At 36.0% G+C, this 16,786-nt stretch carries 14 protein-coding genes; all 14 read left to right on the top strand.

Features of this window, described 5'->3' with window-relative positions:
* Window positions 1-94: 94 nt before the first annotated feature.
* The 14 genes from CF394_RS00585 to CF394_RS00650 all read left to right on the top strand — a co-directional run bounded on the left by CF394_RS00585 (window position 95) and on the right by CF394_RS00650 (window position 16,346).
* Complete coding sequence (locus tag CF394_RS00585) at window positions 95-1,129, top strand: HsdM family class I SAM-dependent methyltransferase (RefSeq protein ID WP_094941345.1); 1,035 nt, start codon at window positions 95-97, stop codon at window positions 1,127-1,129.
* Between the two features lie 5 nt (window positions 1,130-1,134).
* Window positions 1,135-2,523 (top strand): restriction endonuclease subunit S, encoded by a 1,389-nt coding sequence (locus CF394_RS00590; RefSeq protein ID WP_165767411.1) that lies wholly within the window; start codon window positions 1,135-1,137, stop codon window positions 2,521-2,523.
* Complete coding sequence (locus tag CF394_RS00595; RefSeq protein WP_094941347.1) at window positions 2,523-5,492, top strand: type I restriction endonuclease subunit R; 2,970 nt, start codon at window positions 2,523-2,525, stop codon at window positions 5,490-5,492. Before CF394_RS00590 ends, CF394_RS00595 begins: the two co-directional genes overlap by 1 nt.
* Before the next feature lie 119 nt (window positions 5,493-5,611).
* Window positions 5,612-6,064: a RadC family protein gene (radC, locus tag CF394_RS00600; protein WP_094941348.1), complete on the top strand. Its 453-nt coding sequence runs from the start codon at window positions 5,612-5,614 to the stop codon at window positions 6,062-6,064.
* A gap of 12 nt (window positions 6,065-6,076) precedes the next feature.
* Complete coding sequence (locus CF394_RS00605; RefSeq protein WP_094941349.1) at window positions 6,077-6,400, top strand: hypothetical protein; 324 nt, start codon at window positions 6,077-6,079, stop codon at window positions 6,398-6,400.
* 290 nt (window positions 6,401-6,690) lie between these two features.
* Window positions 6,691-7,521 carry a hypothetical protein gene (locus CF394_RS00610; protein ID WP_094941350.1) on the top strand — a complete coding sequence of 277 codons (831 nt, stop codon included), beginning with the start codon at window positions 6,691-6,693 and terminating at the stop codon, window positions 7,519-7,521.
* A gap of 167 nt (window positions 7,522-7,688) precedes the next feature.
* Window positions 7,689-8,204: a hypothetical protein gene (locus CF394_RS00615; RefSeq protein ID WP_094941351.1), complete on the top strand. Its 516-nt coding sequence runs from the start codon at window positions 7,689-7,691 to the stop codon at window positions 8,202-8,204.
* On the top strand, window positions 8,204-10,033 hold the full coding sequence (locus CF394_RS00620) for a DNA primase family protein (protein ID WP_094941352.1): 1,830 nt from the start codon (window positions 8,204-8,206) through the stop codon (window positions 10,031-10,033). The genes CF394_RS00615 and CF394_RS00620 overlap by 1 nt, the downstream gene beginning before the upstream one ends.
* Window positions 10,034-10,292: 259 nt before the next feature.
* Window positions 10,293-10,844 carry a recombinase family protein gene (locus CF394_RS00625; RefSeq protein WP_094941353.1) on the top strand — a complete coding sequence of 184 codons (552 nt, stop codon included), beginning with the start codon at window positions 10,293-10,295 and terminating at the stop codon, window positions 10,842-10,844.
* The gene (locus tag CF394_RS00630) at window positions 10,807-12,495 is read left to right on the top strand and encodes a recombinase family protein (protein ID WP_094941354.1); all 1,689 of its coding nucleotides are present in this window, start codon (window positions 10,807-10,809) and stop codon (window positions 12,493-12,495) included. Before CF394_RS00625 ends, CF394_RS00630 begins: the two co-directional genes overlap by 38 nt.
* A gap of 17 nt (window positions 12,496-12,512) precedes the next feature.
* Window positions 12,513-12,803, top strand: coding sequence for a hypothetical protein (locus CF394_RS00635; protein WP_094941355.1), 291 nt, complete (start codon window positions 12,513-12,515; stop codon window positions 12,801-12,803).
* A gap of 308 nt (window positions 12,804-13,111) precedes the next feature.
* Complete coding sequence (locus CF394_RS00640; protein WP_094941356.1) at window positions 13,112-13,429, top strand: hypothetical protein; 318 nt, start codon at window positions 13,112-13,114, stop codon at window positions 13,427-13,429.
* A gap of 106 nt (window positions 13,430-13,535) precedes the next feature.
* Window positions 13,536-14,615 carry a dsDNA nuclease domain-containing protein gene (locus CF394_RS00645; RefSeq protein WP_165767412.1) on the top strand — a complete coding sequence of 360 codons (1,080 nt, stop codon included), beginning with the start codon at window positions 13,536-13,538 and terminating at the stop codon, window positions 14,613-14,615.
* Between the two features lie 78 nt (window positions 14,616-14,693).
* Window positions 14,694-16,346, top strand: coding sequence for an ATP-binding protein (locus tag CF394_RS00650; protein ID WP_165767413.1), 1,653 nt, complete (start codon window positions 14,694-14,696; stop codon window positions 16,344-16,346).
* The last annotated feature ends 440 nt before the right edge of the window (window positions 16,347-16,786 follow it).

A 16,786-nucleotide genomic window follows, 5' to 3' on the forward strand; every position in this document is an offset into this window, starting at 1 on the left:
TGTCTGTTCGTTTTTAATTTTTTCAACGAATAAAAGAAAACTGAATATTCTCAACTTATTTATGCGACACTAGTGAGCAAATAAGTTAAGCAAAATGAAACATGATACTGAACTTGGAAGTCGCATTGTTGAGGTTCATAATGGTTCTTCTTTGTTTACTGGAGATGCTGGTCAAGGAGAAAGTAATATAAGAAGATATATAATCGAAAATGATTGGCTTGAAGCAATTATTGCACTTCCTGAAAATATGTTTTATAACACAGGCATTGCTACTTATATTTGGGTTGTGACTAATAGAAAGGCACCGCACCGTCGGGGGAAAATACAACTTATTGATGCTACAAACATGAAAAGTTCTCTACGTAAAAATCTTGGAAATAAAAATTGCGAGCTGACTCCTGAATTACGTAAACAAATTTCAGACCTGCTTATTAAGTTTGAGGAGAATGAGTACTCAAAAATTTTTGATAATGAAGAATTTGGTTATTACAAAATAACGGTTGAACGCCCATTACGCTTAAGTATTGACTTGTCAAAAAAGAACTTATTAAATTTCCGAAAAGTATGTGAACAACAAAAAGAAATAAGTCTTGCAACTATTATTGAAGAAATTGCTAGAAAGTATAACCATTCAATAATTCTAGATTTTAACGAATTTATTGATAACTTGACTAGAATGGCTAAAGAAAACGGTGAAAAACTGCCAGTTAAAAGGATAAATTTGGTTAAAAATCATCTAACACAGGTTGATGAGAATGCTGCGAAGGTCATAAAAAAAATTCACAAATCAGGAAATTCTAAAGAGAATTCTTTATTTGGATTGTTTAGTGCTACGATTAATGGAAAAGAGTGTGTCGTAGAGTATGAGTCAGATAGCAATTTGAGAGATACGGAACAAATATCATTACTTCATAAGGGAGGAATTGAGCAGTTCTTTAAGGATGAAGTTCTGACTTTTGTATCTGATGCATGGATAGACAAAAGTAAAACTCAAATTGGATATGAAATCAGCTTTACGAAATATTTTTATAAGCCTGTACGGTTACGTAACCTAGAAGAGATTATTTCAGATATTAAATCAATGGAAGAACAGACTGAAGGTTTGCTTCAGGATATCATAAGGGGGTGAATAAATTGAAGAATATAATAGAACCTTATGAGATATATAGAGAAACTAGTATTCCTTTTCTAAAACAGATACCTCAGGGGTGGAAGGAGTATCCCTTCTACGCCCTGGTTAATCCTAAATCGATAATAAATAACACTAATGAGCAGTTGCTATCAGTGTATTTAAATAAAGGAGTAATTCCTTACAATCAATCAACAGGATTGCAAGTTCATAAACCCAGCCAGGACCTAACTAAATATCAACTGGTTGAGCCAGGAGATTTTGTAATGAACAACCAGCAATCCTGGAGGGGCTCAGTAGGTGTATCTAGATATAGAGGTATTGTGAGCCCAGCGTATTATGTATTTAGTTTATCCAATAAAATAAATCCGATTTACGGAAATTATTTATTTAGAGATTCAGTAATGGTTAATCAATTTGTTCTATCCTCGAAAGGAGTAGGGAGTATTCAAAGAAACTTATATTATCCATTCTTAAAAAGAATTCGGGTACCTTTACCATCAAGGATTGAACAAGACCAGATTGTAAAGTATTTGGATTATCAGATTTCTAAAATAAATAAGTTTATTCGAGTTAAGATGCAGCTTATTAATGTATTAAAAGAGAAAAAACAGGCTGTAATTAATAAAGCAGTAACTAAAGGGCTAAATCCTAATATATCATTGAAGCCAAGTGGATTAGAGTGGTTAGGTGATATTCCTGAACACTGGAATGTAACTAGAATTAAAGTGCTGTTCAGGGAACGGGAAGAAAGAAAAGGGAATTTAAATCTAGAGTTATTAACTTTCAGTAGACAGAAAGGCTTAATTTTATATAGCGAGTTTTCCGACAAGCCACCAAGTGCAAGTGATTTAACACAGTATAAAGTGGTGAGAAAAGGGAATCTGCTAATGAATAAAATGCAAGCTTGGAGCGGTATGTTTACATCTGTAAACGTTGAAGGAGTTGTTTCACCAGACTATAGTGTATTTGAACCTACAAAGTTAGCTGATACAGATTATTATAGTTATGTATTCAAACTACCAAATCATGTTCAACAGTTCGCATTAGCTTCAAAAGGAGTGGGAACTGGGTTTAACAGGTTATATACCCCGAAGTTCGGTTCTATTTATACTATATTACCACCATTGGACGAACAACGTATTATTGCAAATAAAATTCCTGAGTTGGTTAGTGAAGTAGAAAGTAGTATAAATAAAATTCAAAAAGAGATTGAATTAATCAATGAATACAAAACTAGGCTAATATCAGATGTTATTACAGGTAAGATAGATGTACGCAACATTGAGATAATACAAGTTGAGGAAGAGGACCCTGATATTGAATATCAAGATTTAGAAGAGGATATAGAAGAATTGGAGGAAGTCTTAGAGGGCGAGGAGTGTGAGGTCTAATGGCAACCAACACAAAAGAATCAGGGCTAGAGACATTAATTGTAAACTATCTTGTGAACCAGAACGAGTATGAACAAGGACAAAACAGTGACTACAATAAAGACTATGCAATAGATGAGACTAGGCTGTTTAGATTCTTAGAAGAAACTCAGAAAGAGAAGTTAGAGATGTTAGGCATCTATAAAAGCGATAGCAACAAAGCAAAGTTGTTGAATCGCTTGCAGGGGGAAATTACGAAAAACGGTGTAATTGAGGTCTTAAGAACCGGCCTGAAAATCTATCCAGTCACACTCGATTTATTCTATCTGACTCCTTCTGAGGCAAATGAGACAGCCAAAGCTCTGTATGCAAAAAATATATTTAGTGTAACGAGACAGTTGATGTATTCGAGAGACAACATGAAACTTGCTCTTGATTTTGTTATTTTTCTTAACGGTCTTCCTATTATTACATGTGAACTTAAGAATCAACTGACGAAGCAGAATGTTGAGGATGCGGTCTATCAGTATAAGATAGACCGTGACCCGCGTGAATTGCTGTTTCAATTTGGAAGATGTATGGTTCACTTTGCAGTTGATGACAATGAAGTCCGAATGTGTACAAAGCTCGACGGTAAGAAATCCTGGTTCCTACCTTTTAACAAAGGATATAAAAATGGAGCTGGGAATCCTCCTAATCCTGATGGAATAAAGACGGACTATCTTTGGAAACAAATTTTTGTAAAGAGTGAACTTGCAAATATCATTGAAAACTATGCACAAATTGTTGAGGAAAAAGACCAAGAAACTAAAAAGGTAAAACGCACTCAAATTTTTCCTCGATATCATCAGTTGTCTGGTGTGAAATCTATCCTAGCTGATGTCAGTGATAAGGGTGTAGGTCAAAAATATCTCATCCAACACAGTGCAGGAAGTGGAAAATCGAATTCGATTGCTTGGCTTGCTCATCAACTGGTTTCATTGTCAAAAGACGGTAAGAGTTTCTTTGATTCAGTTATCGTTGTCACTGACCGAATTAATCTCGATAAGCAGATTAAGAATACCATCAAAGGGTTTATGCAGGTATCAAATACCGTGGGGCATGCAGAGAGCTCGGGAGATTTAAGGAAACTACTTCAAGACGGTAAGAAAATCATCATTACTATTGTGCATAAATTCCCTTACATTCTAGATGACATCGGAAACGAACACCGAAAAAACAGGTTTGCTATCATCATTGATGAAGCTCATTCTAGTCAGAGTGGAAACATGTCGGCCAAAATGAATATGGCACTTTCTGACCAATATGAAGATGAGGAAAATGAAACGACAGAAGATAAGATTTTAAAGATACTAGAGGGGAGAAAAATGCTTAACAATGCGAGTTACTTTGCATTCACAGCAACCCCGAAGAATAAAACGCTTGAAATGTTTGGTGTTCCTTATCCAAAGGACGGAAAGATTAAACATCGACCTTTCCATGTCTATACAATGAAACAGGCCATTCAGGAAGGCTTCATTTTGGACGTATTGAAAGACTACACGCCGATTAAGAGTTATTACAAGATTGCTAAGATAGTAGAAGATGACCCGAAATTTGACAAAAAGAAGGCACAAAAAAAGCTGAGAAAGTATGTTGAGTCCAATGAAAAGGCAATCGAACTGAAGTCGGAAATCATGGTAGACCATTTTCATGACCAAGTGATTGCAAAAGGAAAAATTGGCGGTCATGCTCGTGCTATGGTTGTAACTAGCAGCATTGAACGAGCAATCCAGTACTACTATTCAATATCTGCATATTTGGAAAAACGTAAAAGTCAGTTCAAACCGATTGTTGCCTTTTCAGGTGAGCACGAATACGGTGGGAAAAAGGTAACAGAAAGCTCAGTTAATGGGTTTCCGAGCAGTGAGATTGAAAAAAAACTAAAAAAGGACCCGTACCGTCTCCTTGTAGTCGCAAATAAATTCCAAACGGGTTATGATGAGCCGCTTCTTCATACGATGTATGTTGATAAGGTCTTAACTGATATTAAAGCAGTTCAAACCCTTTCACGTTTAAATCGAGCTCATCCACAGAAACATGATACATTCGTACTTGACTTTGCTAATGAAACGATTACGATACAAGATGCTTTTTCTAAGTATTATAAAACAACGGTACTCTCAGAAGAGACAGACCCGGATAAACTTAATGACTTAGAGAGTGACATTAGGCGTTATCATGTTTTCACAGATACACATATTGATAACCTGGTAGAGTTTTACCTCAATGGGGCAGAACGTGATAAGTTAGACCCCATTCTCGATGTTTGTGCTAAGCATTATGAAGATGATTTGGATGAAGATGGCCAAATAGACTTTAAGAGCAAGGCGAAGGCGTTTGTCCGAACATACGGATTCTTGGCATCCATCTTGCCATATGGAAACCCTGAGTGGGAAAAACTTTCAATCTTCCTAAACTTCTTGATACCAAAGCTACCTGCACCAAAAGAAGAAGACCTATCAATTGGTATCCTCGAAGCGATTGACTTAGATAGTTACAGGGCGGAAGCACAAGCTAAAATGTCCATTGTACTAGAGGATAAGGAAGAGTATGAAATTGCACCAGTACCTACATCGGCAATGGGTGGGAAATCAGAAGTAGAGTTAGATTTACTGAGCAATATTCTCGAAACCTTCCATGACCTTTTTGGGAATATTCCTTGGAGGGACGAAGACCAGGTTAAGAAACATATTGCTGCTATCCCGGAAATTGTAGCAAAAGATAAAGATTATCAAAATGCGATGAAAAACTCTGATAAGCAAAATGCAAAAATTGAGAGCCAAAAAGCTTTGAATCGAGCTGTCATTAACCTTATGTCTGACAACATGGAAGTGTTTAAGCAGTACAATGATAACGACTCTTTTAAGAAATGGTTATCAGATATGGTGTTTACACTAACATACAATACAGATGGCGATGTGTACTCCGGCAGTCCGAACATTAGCTGATAAGCGTAATGAGCGCGAATTTAAATATATATTATAGTTATGAGTTTAAAAGAGGATGTTCTCACGTCAATTAGACGTGAGAACATCCTCTTTTTATTTTGCCTAAGGAGAGATAATAAATGAAAAAATCATCTGCAAAGAGAGTGAATATTGTATCGGTTAAATTGGTTAGAGAATCTAGTATTCTTTATGAAAGAAGAAGTATCCGTTCACCACAGGATGCGTACGATTTGTTTAAGAGTTTCTTAGAAGATAAAGACCGTGAGCACCTCATAGTTGTGTCTTTGGACACTAAGAACCAGCCTGTTTCCATTAACATTTGTCACATTGGTAGTTTGAATGCAAGTATCGTTAGTCCTCGTGAGGTCATGAAGTCAGCCATATTGTCCTCAGCAGCGAGCATCATGGTAGCCCATAACCATCCATCTGGTGAAACTACTGAATCCAGAGAAGATGTGGAAGTTACTAAACGACTTGCTGAAGCTGGAAAGTTGATGGGGATTGAGCTATTGGACCATCTAATTATTGGAGATGGGAAATACACATCATTGAAAGAAAAAGGATATATTTAAGGGGGAAGGTCAATGTGTTACTATAACGCCGAACATTTCGCTATCTTCATGTCTTTGCAATTTGGCATCGATGTTGACGAAGAACAAGTTGGAGAAGAATCGATTCTTTTGTATAAAGATGAGCTGGATGAAAGTCTTGTGTCAGAAGAACTGCTTACTATTACTCCGGAAAAGGTCATAGTACATTCTTGTGTTTATAATAATGAAGAACATGAGTGGTTGGTTTGCATAGCATCTGATGCTGATACGAACCAACCACTCTTTTTAGTTTGTCTGAAGAATGATGAAAAAATCTACGAAGAGATATTACTGCGAGATGAGGATAATGAGAAATGATATATTCTGAGTATATCACTGAATTAGAGGAACGCTCCGATTAGCACGTTAGCTTTGAGTGGTATATGGATTTCTTAGAATCAACCACTTACCAATGAGAGGTAGTGAAAGAGGGGAAATAGTTGGTTAATTTCCCCTCTTTTACTATCTAGTTCCCCATCGAGCAGCTTTAAAAGGATTGATATGAGCTTCTAAGCGTTAAAATGAAAAACTGTAGTAAAATAGTTGAATGGATTATTATTGTATTTTTTTTTGCTTCTCCCTATTAACCAAAGACAGGAGACTAAGATATGGATATAAAAGAAACGGTTACTATGTACCAAATCTCGAAAGAACTCGCATTGGAAAGCAATTACGATTTTGTGAAGAAGGAAGAAAATGGGGATATAAAAATAATTGATGAAAGAAGAAATGCGTTTGATAACTTTAAAAAAGAACAGGTGAAAAAATTAACAGAACTTCTCAAGGTTAAAGGTATAGAAAAAAGCGCAGTAAAGAGTGGCAGGGAGTTTGCTATACCTCTCGATTCAAAAGAGTACATAAAATTTTTACTTTTAAATTTTACTTCGACATCAGTCAAAGCAATTAGAAAAAGCGGGTTAGAAAGTTTACCTTATTCCCAGTGGAGTGAGTTGGTAAATGGGTTGGCTGAATATAGCACTAAAGATGTTACTAATAATATTCAAAAAGAGAAAGTCAGGAACAGAATTTTTGCTGACCATCAATATTTTTCCACTGAAAGGCATCATCGTTTAATTGATAAGTTTAGTGGGTTATTAAAGGAAGCGGAACTGAGATATGGAGCTTTTGAATACTTAGGTCATACTGATATTAGAAACAATCCAGAAGTATCAGTTGCAGATGGCTTAACTGATGAAAGCGAAGTTTCTAGATTACTTAATGAAAATGATGTAATGGAACTGTATGACTATTTGGAGAAAAAAATATATCAGTGCTTTATTGAATTTGGTGAAGTGGCGGACATTTTTAGCGAAATTCGTCATGAGGAGATTGAGGATAAAGTAATTAAAGCTATTGATGAGAATGAAAATCCCGATAATATAACTTATGAAGATAGTAAAATTGTGTTGGAAAAAGCACTAAGAGAGCTTAAAAAATAAGTAATAACTAAAACTAGCTACCATTCCCATGGTGGCTTTTTTTCGTTTCTCCAATAATAGGGGGGAGTAACTATTTTTTTTGCCCTACTAATTGATTATTTTTTCTCTTGATATCATGGATTACAGAAAGTGATTGATAAAGAAAAAATTAATTGGAGGCAAAACAGATGTATGTCAAAGCAGAAAAAAGTAACTACCAAATCGCAATTTCATCTTTAACTGATGCAAGGGGCGACCACTATGATGGTGTCAATGCAATCTATCGTCTAGCAGCTCAGGTTCCGATTCCTGCAGGGACTTCTCCTGGTGGAATGCAAAGAGTTATAAAACGATTAGTAAAAGACCTTTCAGTTCAGAAGGTGCTTGCGAATCGAATCAGTGTTCATAAAGATTTTTTAGAGATTGATTTCTACCCTAGGGGTTTTCAGATGGTAATGACAAGAGGTCAATACGCTGGTTTGCAACTAGAGTTTGCTAAGTTTCTAGACCAAACCGGAATCTCAGGTATTGCAATTCAAGATGGTAGTTACATGGATGACCCTGAAGATTCAGTGAAATCTGTATGTAATGACTTAATTAACTTTTTCCCTGAGTTTAACTCAAAATGTTTTGGTGCAAAGAAAAACGAGCCCATTGAGATTATTAATTGCAGTTCATTTGAATTGTATGGGGAGGTGGCGTAATGGCATTGAAAAAGGTTAAGCGACCGGTGATTCACACAAGTAAACCTAATACAAATAGTAAGGAGTCAATTACTTCTCAAACCCACCCTATTCAAGCAAACGAGCGATTTGATGTAGGACAGGTAAAAGTAAGTGAAAATGAGAATGTTCGTCTGGATAAAAAAGAAGCTCACAACTTTTTATCAAAGCATCCAATCAGCAAACTAAGATTGCTAGAATCTTCGGAGACCCTTAGAGTTTTGGTACAGGAGATTGATGTTCCAGCAAAACAATCCTTATTGATAACTGCTATTAGCATGGAGGCCGTTGGAGAGGAAGAATCGTTCTTCTCTGCTTTAATGGACCATGTCCACAATATGCCTAAACACAAGTCTTTAGAACGATTCAAGTCTGCTGAATTGATTGCCGACTCACTGGTTCCGGAAGCATTGCTTTTGGAACTGGGGCAAGTCCTGAAGGTTGGAAAGGCGGAAGAAAGAGGGTTTCTTTACGATGACAAAAAGAAACGATACCACTTTAATGCCAACGTTTTTGCAAGGCATTTCCTCAAGCGTTGCCATGTGCGTTCAACAAGAGACGGAAGACTCTTTCTATACAACAAAATTGGTGTATATGAAGAGCTTTCTGAAGTGAATCTCGGAAAAATAATCAGGGCAGTGATGCATGAGGGTAGATGGAACAGTTGGAAAAGCACATATGAAACTGAGATTATTCGAGCTCTCCAACGTGAAGCACCTATTGTTGAAGAGATGAACACAGGACGCAACTTTATTAACTTAAAGAACGGCATGTTAAATCTGTCTACGTTCAGGCTACATGAACATTCGCCAATGTACCTTTCTACAGTTCAAATCCCAATTCCTTATGATGCGAATGCAACAGCGCCTAATTTTGATGATTTCATGCGTGATATTACACTCAACAATCATGAACTAATCGCTGTACATCAAGAGTTGATTGGATACTGGCTGACTGGAGAAACCAAAGCAGAAAAAGCGGTCTATTACTATGGTAGTGGAGCCAATGGGAAAAGTGTGCTGGCTTCCATAGTAACTGAATTAGTTGGACCCGAAAACGTCAGCAGCGTCCCTCTGTCCAAGTTCAATGACCAATTCGGTATGGAAAGTATGATTGGTAAGTCGCTTAACATTTCTGCTGAGAACGAAATGGGTGGAAAGGCACTTAAAACCGAAAACTTTAAGGCGATTGTTAGTGGAGATAACATCACTATTAACATTAAGTATCGTCCTGCGATTAGTTATCGCCCATACTGTCGTTTGGTGTTTCTAGTCAATAACCTTCCTGACTCATCAGACGTTACAGAAGGCTATTTCCGAAAACTTATTATTGTACCTTTTTCAAGAACCTTTAAGAAAGAAGAACGAAACGTAGATTTAAAAGACGAACTGCTTAAAGAACTGCCTGGAATTCTTAATTGGGCGATATTAGGATTGAAGCGGTTGAGAAGCAATAACTATCAGTTCAGTGCCTGTAAAGCAATTGAAGAAACCGAAAGTGCTTACTACGATGAGCAAAATCCAATGAGAGTTTTTTTTCACTCTCATGTGGTCCAAGAGGCTGGTTCTCGCACTAAACAGTCAGACTTCTACAATATGTATAGTCAATGGCTAAATGTTCAGGGGATTGACGACAAAGGAACGAAATCACGTCAAGTATTTTGGCGCTATTTCAAAGTGATTTTAGACAGTGAAAATATCCCGATTGTGAAGAAGAAAGTCAAAGGAACTGTCTACTATGACGGAATAAAGCTTATAGATTTGGAATATTTACAGTTCCCGACTCTTGCTGGCGATATTATTCAGTTCTAAAGGGGTGTAGGGGGTGTGTGAAAAGCAAAAAACTGCTCAATACCAAAAGCTTAAAACCCATAAAAAAAGTTTTGTTTTAGCTAACCACCCCTCCCCCCACTTTCTTACAAAGAAATGAAATATATATTATTACTACGACGAGGAGAGCTTGCCATGAACGAAAAAGAAGGTTCTATCTACGAATATCAAAATCTTTTAGACATGTTAGCAGAAATGGTCACAGAATACCTTACAAAACACCCCAAAGGAGGAGGTTCCAATGATAAGTAGAGATGGAACTGTACAGCAGAACCAAGACAAGATAGTAATTTACACAAGAAATACATCGTGGACCCAACCCGAGGGTTACAGAATTCATCGAGACGTCCAGGTCTTAAAAGACAAGTGTGAGCGGGTTGGATATCAAGTCAGTAGAGTCTACTGGGAACCAAGCTTGGAATCTCATGAGAAAAGAAGAAAAGTATTGCAGCAAATGTTGAAGGATGCTGCTGAAGGCTTGTTCGGGGTAGTTGCTGTTTGGGATGTATTTACGCTTACTCCTGATGGGAAAGAACTTCAACAAATAGAACGAGAGCTTGCAAGATATGGTGTGGAAATTTTTTCAGTAATGGAACCTTTCGACACTTCCACAGGAGAAGGATTGAGAGTGTTTGAGAACATGTGCAAATTACTTAATACGAGACATTTAAGGTTAGCAGCCATGCAAGGGATTCCGCTGTCACTGGTAGCACGTTGGTTAATTGAAGATGAAAACAAGAAAGGGGGTGAATTTGATGCCGAACTCAGCGAGGCAACTACACGACCAGCTTGACCAATTTAGCCGACCTGGAACACAGAAAAGAGCAGCTATATATGCCCGAGTCTCCACGTTAGAACAGGCAGAAGAAGGATACAGTATTGACGAACAGGTACGTGTGCTAAGAGAAATGTGCGAGCGAGAAGGATACGTTGTTCATAAGGAATATGTGGACAGAGGTAAAAGTGGGAAAAACATTAAAGGTAGACCTGCTTTACAACAATTACTGCATGATGCTAATAGTAAAAACTTTGATTTGGTGCTCGTATGGAAGGTGAACCGCTTTTCTCGTAAGACAAAGGATTTGCTTAACATAGTCGAAGAACTTGAAAGTAAGAACATCGTTTTTCGTTCTTACACGGAGAACTACGAGACAGATACAATAGCTGGTAAAATGCAGTTTCGAATGTTGGCGGTCATTGCTGAATTTGAACGAGATAATATCGCTCAAAACGTAAAAATGGGGATGTTGGCAAGAGCCAAAGAAGGGTCGTGGAATGGTGGTCAGGTTCTTGGTTATGATGTCATTAGCGTTCCAGGAGAGAACCGTAAGAGAAAACTCTCAACACTTGTTGTTAATCCAACAGAAGCGCAAACGGTCCGAAAGGTATTTGACCTTTACGTTGAGGGGAATGGTTACAAATCCATCGCAAACAAACTCAACAATGAAGGACATCGGACAAAAAAGAACAAAGACTTCTCCATCAACGGGGTAAAAACGATTCTAAGCAATCCCCTTTACGCAGGATTTATACGTTACAATGTCCGGAGAGATTGGAACGAGAAGAGAAGAAACAATATCAATCCTCACCCTGTGATTGAGAAGGGGCAGCACGAAGCCATCATTTCAGAAGAAACATGGGAAAAAGCAAAAAATATCATGGCGAGCAGAAGCGGCAAGCCTAATCGAATACATGACGGCGAGTTCCCTCTCACTGGTATCATGAAGTGTCCTGAATGTGGGGCAGGAATGGTGATTGGAAGGACAACGAATACACTAAAAGACGGAACAAAAAAGGTTCTGGAGTATTATGTATGTGGAGCTTGGAAGAATAAAGGTTCAGCAGTTTGTCGCTCGAATGGAGTAAGAACGGATTATGCAGACCCTTATGTACTTGAAAAGCTATCAAACATAGCCAAAAGTGATTTGCTTATAGAGCAAATTGTTGAACGGATTAATAATAAGAAAGAGCGAGATTCTTCTCCGCTTCAACACGAATATGAGACCTTGAAAAAGGCACTAGAATCCAATCAACAAAAGAAAGAGAAAGTCCTTGGTTTGTATGAAGATGATTTGGTTCAAAAAGCAGACCTTGTGCAGCGGCTATCCACTTTGAATGTAGAAAAGGAACGACTTGAAGAAAGACTATCTCCAATTGAATTGCAGATGGGGCAAGGTGGTACACAGCTCATAAACTTTTCTATGGTCAAACAGGTCATGCAGAACTTCAAAAGTGCCTATCAAGAGTCATTGACCAGAGAACAAAGGAAAAGGCTGATGCATCTACTTATCCGACAAATCACCATCAGTGAGGACCGAAAGATTGATACGATACAAATACAACTCAATAAAGAAGTTGCAAAACACTTCACCTTTAAAGGGGGAGAGGATTCATCTATTACGGATGAGTTCTCTCCCCCTTTTTCTATTTTAATCGACCTATGAAAAGGAGCAAATAACTTATGAGCATTATTAATCTATTCAGGAATTACATGGAGGAGCATCACCCACATTTAGCTTGGAAGGACTGGAAAGCGGATGTTAGAACTCTTTCAGTAAATGACATAAGCAACGAAGCGGTAAAGGCTACTATTCCAGATGAAAACAAACCAGAACTAACATGCTGGGTATTCTTCTACGATGGCGGTGCATCGAACGTTGTGTACTTATTACAGGATAAGCATGGTTTAAAGGATATCGGAATTGGTTTGCTGAAAGATGGTGAACTTGTTAAGCCTATTAGCTTAGTGTGAAGAATTGGCAGTCGGAAAGGTAGAACAATCAATACGTTTACAAGTCAGAGAGGTTTGCTCTATAAGAGTATATGCCTTTATTTCAGGTTTAATTTTACGGCAAAGGAGGTGAATTTATGACACCAATAGACCTTTTCAAAGCAGGCGTGGCATTTGGCGTATCCATTTACGTATATGTGAAGAAGAACACTAAACTATAAAAATAAAGGGGGAATAGTAATGCAATACTTTTTAATAGGAACAGTGGTAGGCATCATGACTTGTTTAGCTGCAGAAATTAAACAAAAATCGTATAGGTGTTATAGATAATGATAAGAGTTCGAATGTTCAATGATTTTTATAAAATTGAAGGTGCGTTTCCCAGGGATTTTGTAAACTATCTAAAGCGCGAGTTTAAAATGCTTTATGACTACTTAGGTAATGGTGAAAGATTTGAGAACTTTCAGCTCTCTGAATCTCAAGCCATAATTATTTTAGAAGAATTAAAAGAAAGAAATGATATTCTGAAACATCAGTGGGATGTGGAATATCTAGAAGAAATCAGTGTGAAAGATGTAAAAGTTGAAAGAATTGGAATCAATTTAGAATTCGACATACAACTTTACTACTACGTTAAAAGGTGTTAATTGGTAATAAATGTTGTTAGGGACCTATTTTATCGATACAATTGAGGAAAGTTATTTATTCATATATTAATAAACTCTCAGATTGAGAATGAATAGGATTGATTACATGGATAAACTAAAAGACTCATTTGTTAAGCCGAGAGACATTAGTGGTCCCCGTTCTTCAAATAGATTTGATTATCAAAAAGATTGGGCTATTTTAAAGATGATGGAAATGTATGAAGTTGAAGAAGACTTCTTATTAGTTATGGACTATTACGATGATGTAGTTGTTTATGATTCAGCTACAGACCCTGAAAACGTTTCCTTTTTTCAAATAAAAACAAGTTCAAAGAATTGGACTTTGAATTCTTTAACAAAAAGAAAACCAGGAACGGAAGGACCTTCTTTGTCAATTTTAGGGAAAATGTATGAATGCAAAATGCAATTTCCAGAGCATACTTTATCACTTAACTTCATTTCGAATTACACTTATAATTTAAAATTATTAAGTGGAGAAAAGAGCATAACAAAGAAAAAAATTTGTCTTTCAGAGCTAGAAGAAGTAACCATCGCAGAAATTATCCGCAAGGTGATAGATGAACATCAATTGAAAGATAACCCAGATTTTGTTGAATTGACGTTTTTTGAGGTATCTGAATTATTAGTGGATAATCGAGAAACTTATTTAAAGGGTAAATTATCAGAGTTTATTGAAAAACAAAATCCTGATTCAAAATATAAGGTTAGCGTTATTTACGATGCAATATTTAGTGAAGTGAAAGTAAAAAACAACTATGAAAGTGACATCTCTTCTTTCGAAGAATTAGCGAAGCATAAAGGAATTAGCCGAGAACAATTTAAAGAACATATTCAAATGTTCTCAACAGATGACGAAGAACAGGAGCGCTGGAAATTTATTAATGACTCCCTTTTGCAAGAAAACATGCCTTTTTCAGACCGGCTTAAAATAAAGCAGGCATGGGATGATTATAGAGTAGATAAGATGAATTATGCTAATTTGAAATTGAGAAATACAATCAATATAATCTCAAAAATGGTAGAACCATATAAAGAAAAACAGATTATAAATTTACAAAATGATTTATTAAAGCCAGTATATAACGAATATATATCTAAGGAATCCAATTCATTTTATAGTGAATTTTATATCAAGGTCATAATTTTAATGGAGTTTAGTAAATGAGCGGAAATTTCAGAAGACTAATTCGGAATTTGAGGTTAGATAACTATGAAAAGAATGATAATAAAGGAAATAAAACTAGTGTCGTTTCTAGAGGAAAAGGCAAAGAAGGTAACATTTCATCCAAACATAACAGTGATAAGGGGAGATAACCATACTGGAAAATCGTCATTAATAAAAAGTATTTATTGGACATTTGGAGCTGACCCAAAGGACTTACATCCTAAATGGAAGAATGCAAATGTTATTTCTTTAGTTAAGTTTTCTCTTGATGGAAAAACTTATTCTATTCTTAGAAAAGATAGGTTTTTTGCTGTTTTTGATGACGAAATGAATGTTATAGATACTTTTAATGGTATCACTAATGGCATTGGGCCTTTCATTGCCCAATTGTTTAACTACAAACTGGTTCTTAACAATAGTAAGGGAGAATCACTTATCCCTCCTCCGGCTTATTTTCTTCTACCTTTTTACATTGACCAGGATATAAGCTGGAATAAGAATTGGGAGTCCTTTGATAGACTTTCTCAATTTAGTAATTGGAGAAATGATGTAGTAAATTATCATACTGGCATTAGACCGAATGAATATTATGAAATAAACGCAGCAATAAGAAACTATAAAAAAGAAATATCTGCATTGGAGAATGAAAGGAAAATCTCAAGCAACTTTATATCAAAAATTAGTAACCAAATAAAAGAGGAAGTTGTAGCTATTGACACAGTTCAATTTAAAAAAGAGATTGATGAGTTATTATCGCTTTATGATGTATTAAACAAAAAAGGTTCTAAGTTAAAACAGAAAATCTTAGAGTTAGAAAATCATAAGATACACATAGAACAGCAAATCAAAGTAGTCAACAGCACTATATCTGAATTAAAGGATGATTTTGAATTTGCAATGGAACAAACTGATTCTGTAGAGTGTCCGACGTGCGGTAATATTTATGAGAACTCATTTGCAGAGCGTTTTGCAATTGCAAAAGATGAAGATACTTGTAAAGATTTATTATTGAGTCTGAATTCAGACTTTAAAAAAATTGTAGAAAGCATTCAATCTGAATACAAAATTTATGATAAGAATAATCATGAGCAAGAAAAAATAAGGGGTATTCTCTCGAAAAAACAAGGAGCAGTAAAGCTAAAAGACATAATCTTAAATGAAGGTAAAAGAGAAATGAACTTACTTATGGAGGAAGAAATAAGTTCATTAAATAATGAAATATATAATAATGAGCAACAAATCGAGGATTTAAAAGAAGAATTAAAAGAATTTGAAGATAAGAAACGACAAAAAGAAATTAGAACAAAATACTTTAACTTAATGCAAAGTAATTTAATGAAGCTAGAAGTATTAACAATGAGCGAAAAATCTTACAAAACAATCACTTCCAAAATAGCGGAAACTGGAAGTGGTAAACCTAGAGCGTTATTAGCATATTATTTTAGTATTCTTGAAGTAATGAAGGAGTTTTCAACTTCAGTGTTTTGTCCAATAGTTATTGACTCTCCCAACCAACAAGACCAAGAAAAAGCAAACTTGGATAAGATGTTAGACTTTATTATAGAAAAAAAACCAGAAGGTTCACAATTAATTTTGGGTCTTGTTGAAATGAATGATATAAGTTTTGAAGGGAAAACTCTTATTTTGAATGAGAAACACAGCTTACTTGGAAAGAGTGATTATCCTACAATTTCTGTGGAGATAAAAGATTTATTGGAAAAATGTGAATGAATATTAAACACAGCTTTCGTATCAAGCGTACGAAAGCTGTTATTTTGACTTAAAACCCTCATTTAGATACATCACGGAGAGCCTTATCATAAGTGAGTATGTTTAAAAAAGCCACCAACCTAGTTTAAATAGATTGGTGGTTTTTGGAGTTTTGATGTTAATGACGCCAAATAATGACCGTAAGTTGATGGATGATTTTGTCCAAGTCCTGACGGATTTTTTGTCATTAGACAAATGGGAGGCTGCCAGTGGCACCTCCCATTGATGATTTATAGATTCACCTGATATGTCTCATTTTGTTTCAGATAAAAACGGACCTCATGTTGCCCAGTGATGATGTACCAATCTCTTCCGAGCTCTAGACTGTATTTGGCAAGTAAGAAATGTGTGAAATGGCAATTAAAAATGTTGCTTGCCTGATGCATCTCTCCACCGTATTT

The sequence above is a fragment of the Tetzosporium hominis genome, from assembly GCF_002265435.1.
GTDB classification, from domain to species: Bacteria; Bacillota; Bacilli; order Bacillales_A; family Planococcaceae; genus Chryseomicrobium; species Chryseomicrobium hominis.

Bases quoted from the DNA above. Each gene is read 5' to 3' on its own strand.
- CF394_RS00585 (WP_094941345.1), top strand. From the start codon at position 95: ATGAAACATGATACTGAACTTGGAAGTCGCATTGTTGAGGTTCATAAT.
- CF394_RS00610 (WP_094941350.1), top strand. From the start codon at position 6,691: ATGGATATAAAAGAAACGGTTACTATGTACCAAATCTCGAAAGAACTC.
- CF394_RS00615 (WP_094941351.1), top strand. From the start codon at position 7,689: ATGTATGTCAAAGCAGAAAAAAGTAACTACCAAATCGCAATTTCATCT.
- CF394_RS00645 (WP_165767412.1), top strand. From the start codon at position 13,536: ATGGATAAACTAAAAGACTCATTTGTTAAGCCGAGAGACATTAGTGGT.
- CF394_RS00630 (WP_094941354.1), top strand. From the start codon at position 10,807: ATGCCGAACTCAGCGAGGCAACTACACGACCAGCTTGACCAATTTAGC.
- CF394_RS00605 (WP_094941349.1), top strand. From the start codon at position 6,077: ATGTGTTACTATAACGCCGAACATTTCGCTATCTTCATGTCTTTGCAA.
- CF394_RS00595 (WP_094941347.1), top strand. From the start codon at position 2,523: ATGGCAACCAACACAAAAGAATCAGGGCTAGAGACATTAATTGTAAAC.
- CF394_RS00625 (WP_094941353.1), top strand. From the start codon at position 10,293: ATGATAAGTAGAGATGGAACTGTACAGCAGAACCAAGACAAGATAGTA.
- radC (WP_094941348.1), top strand. From the start codon at position 5,612: ATGAAAAAATCATCTGCAAAGAGAGTGAATATTGTATCGGTTAAATTG.
- CF394_RS00640 (WP_094941356.1), top strand. From the start codon at position 13,112: ATGATAAGAGTTCGAATGTTCAATGATTTTTATAAAATTGAAGGTGCG.
- CF394_RS00635 (WP_094941355.1), top strand. From the start codon at position 12,513: ATGAGCATTATTAATCTATTCAGGAATTACATGGAGGAGCATCACCCA.
- CF394_RS00620 (WP_094941352.1), top strand. From the start codon at position 8,204: ATGGCATTGAAAAAGGTTAAGCGACCGGTGATTCACACAAGTAAACCT.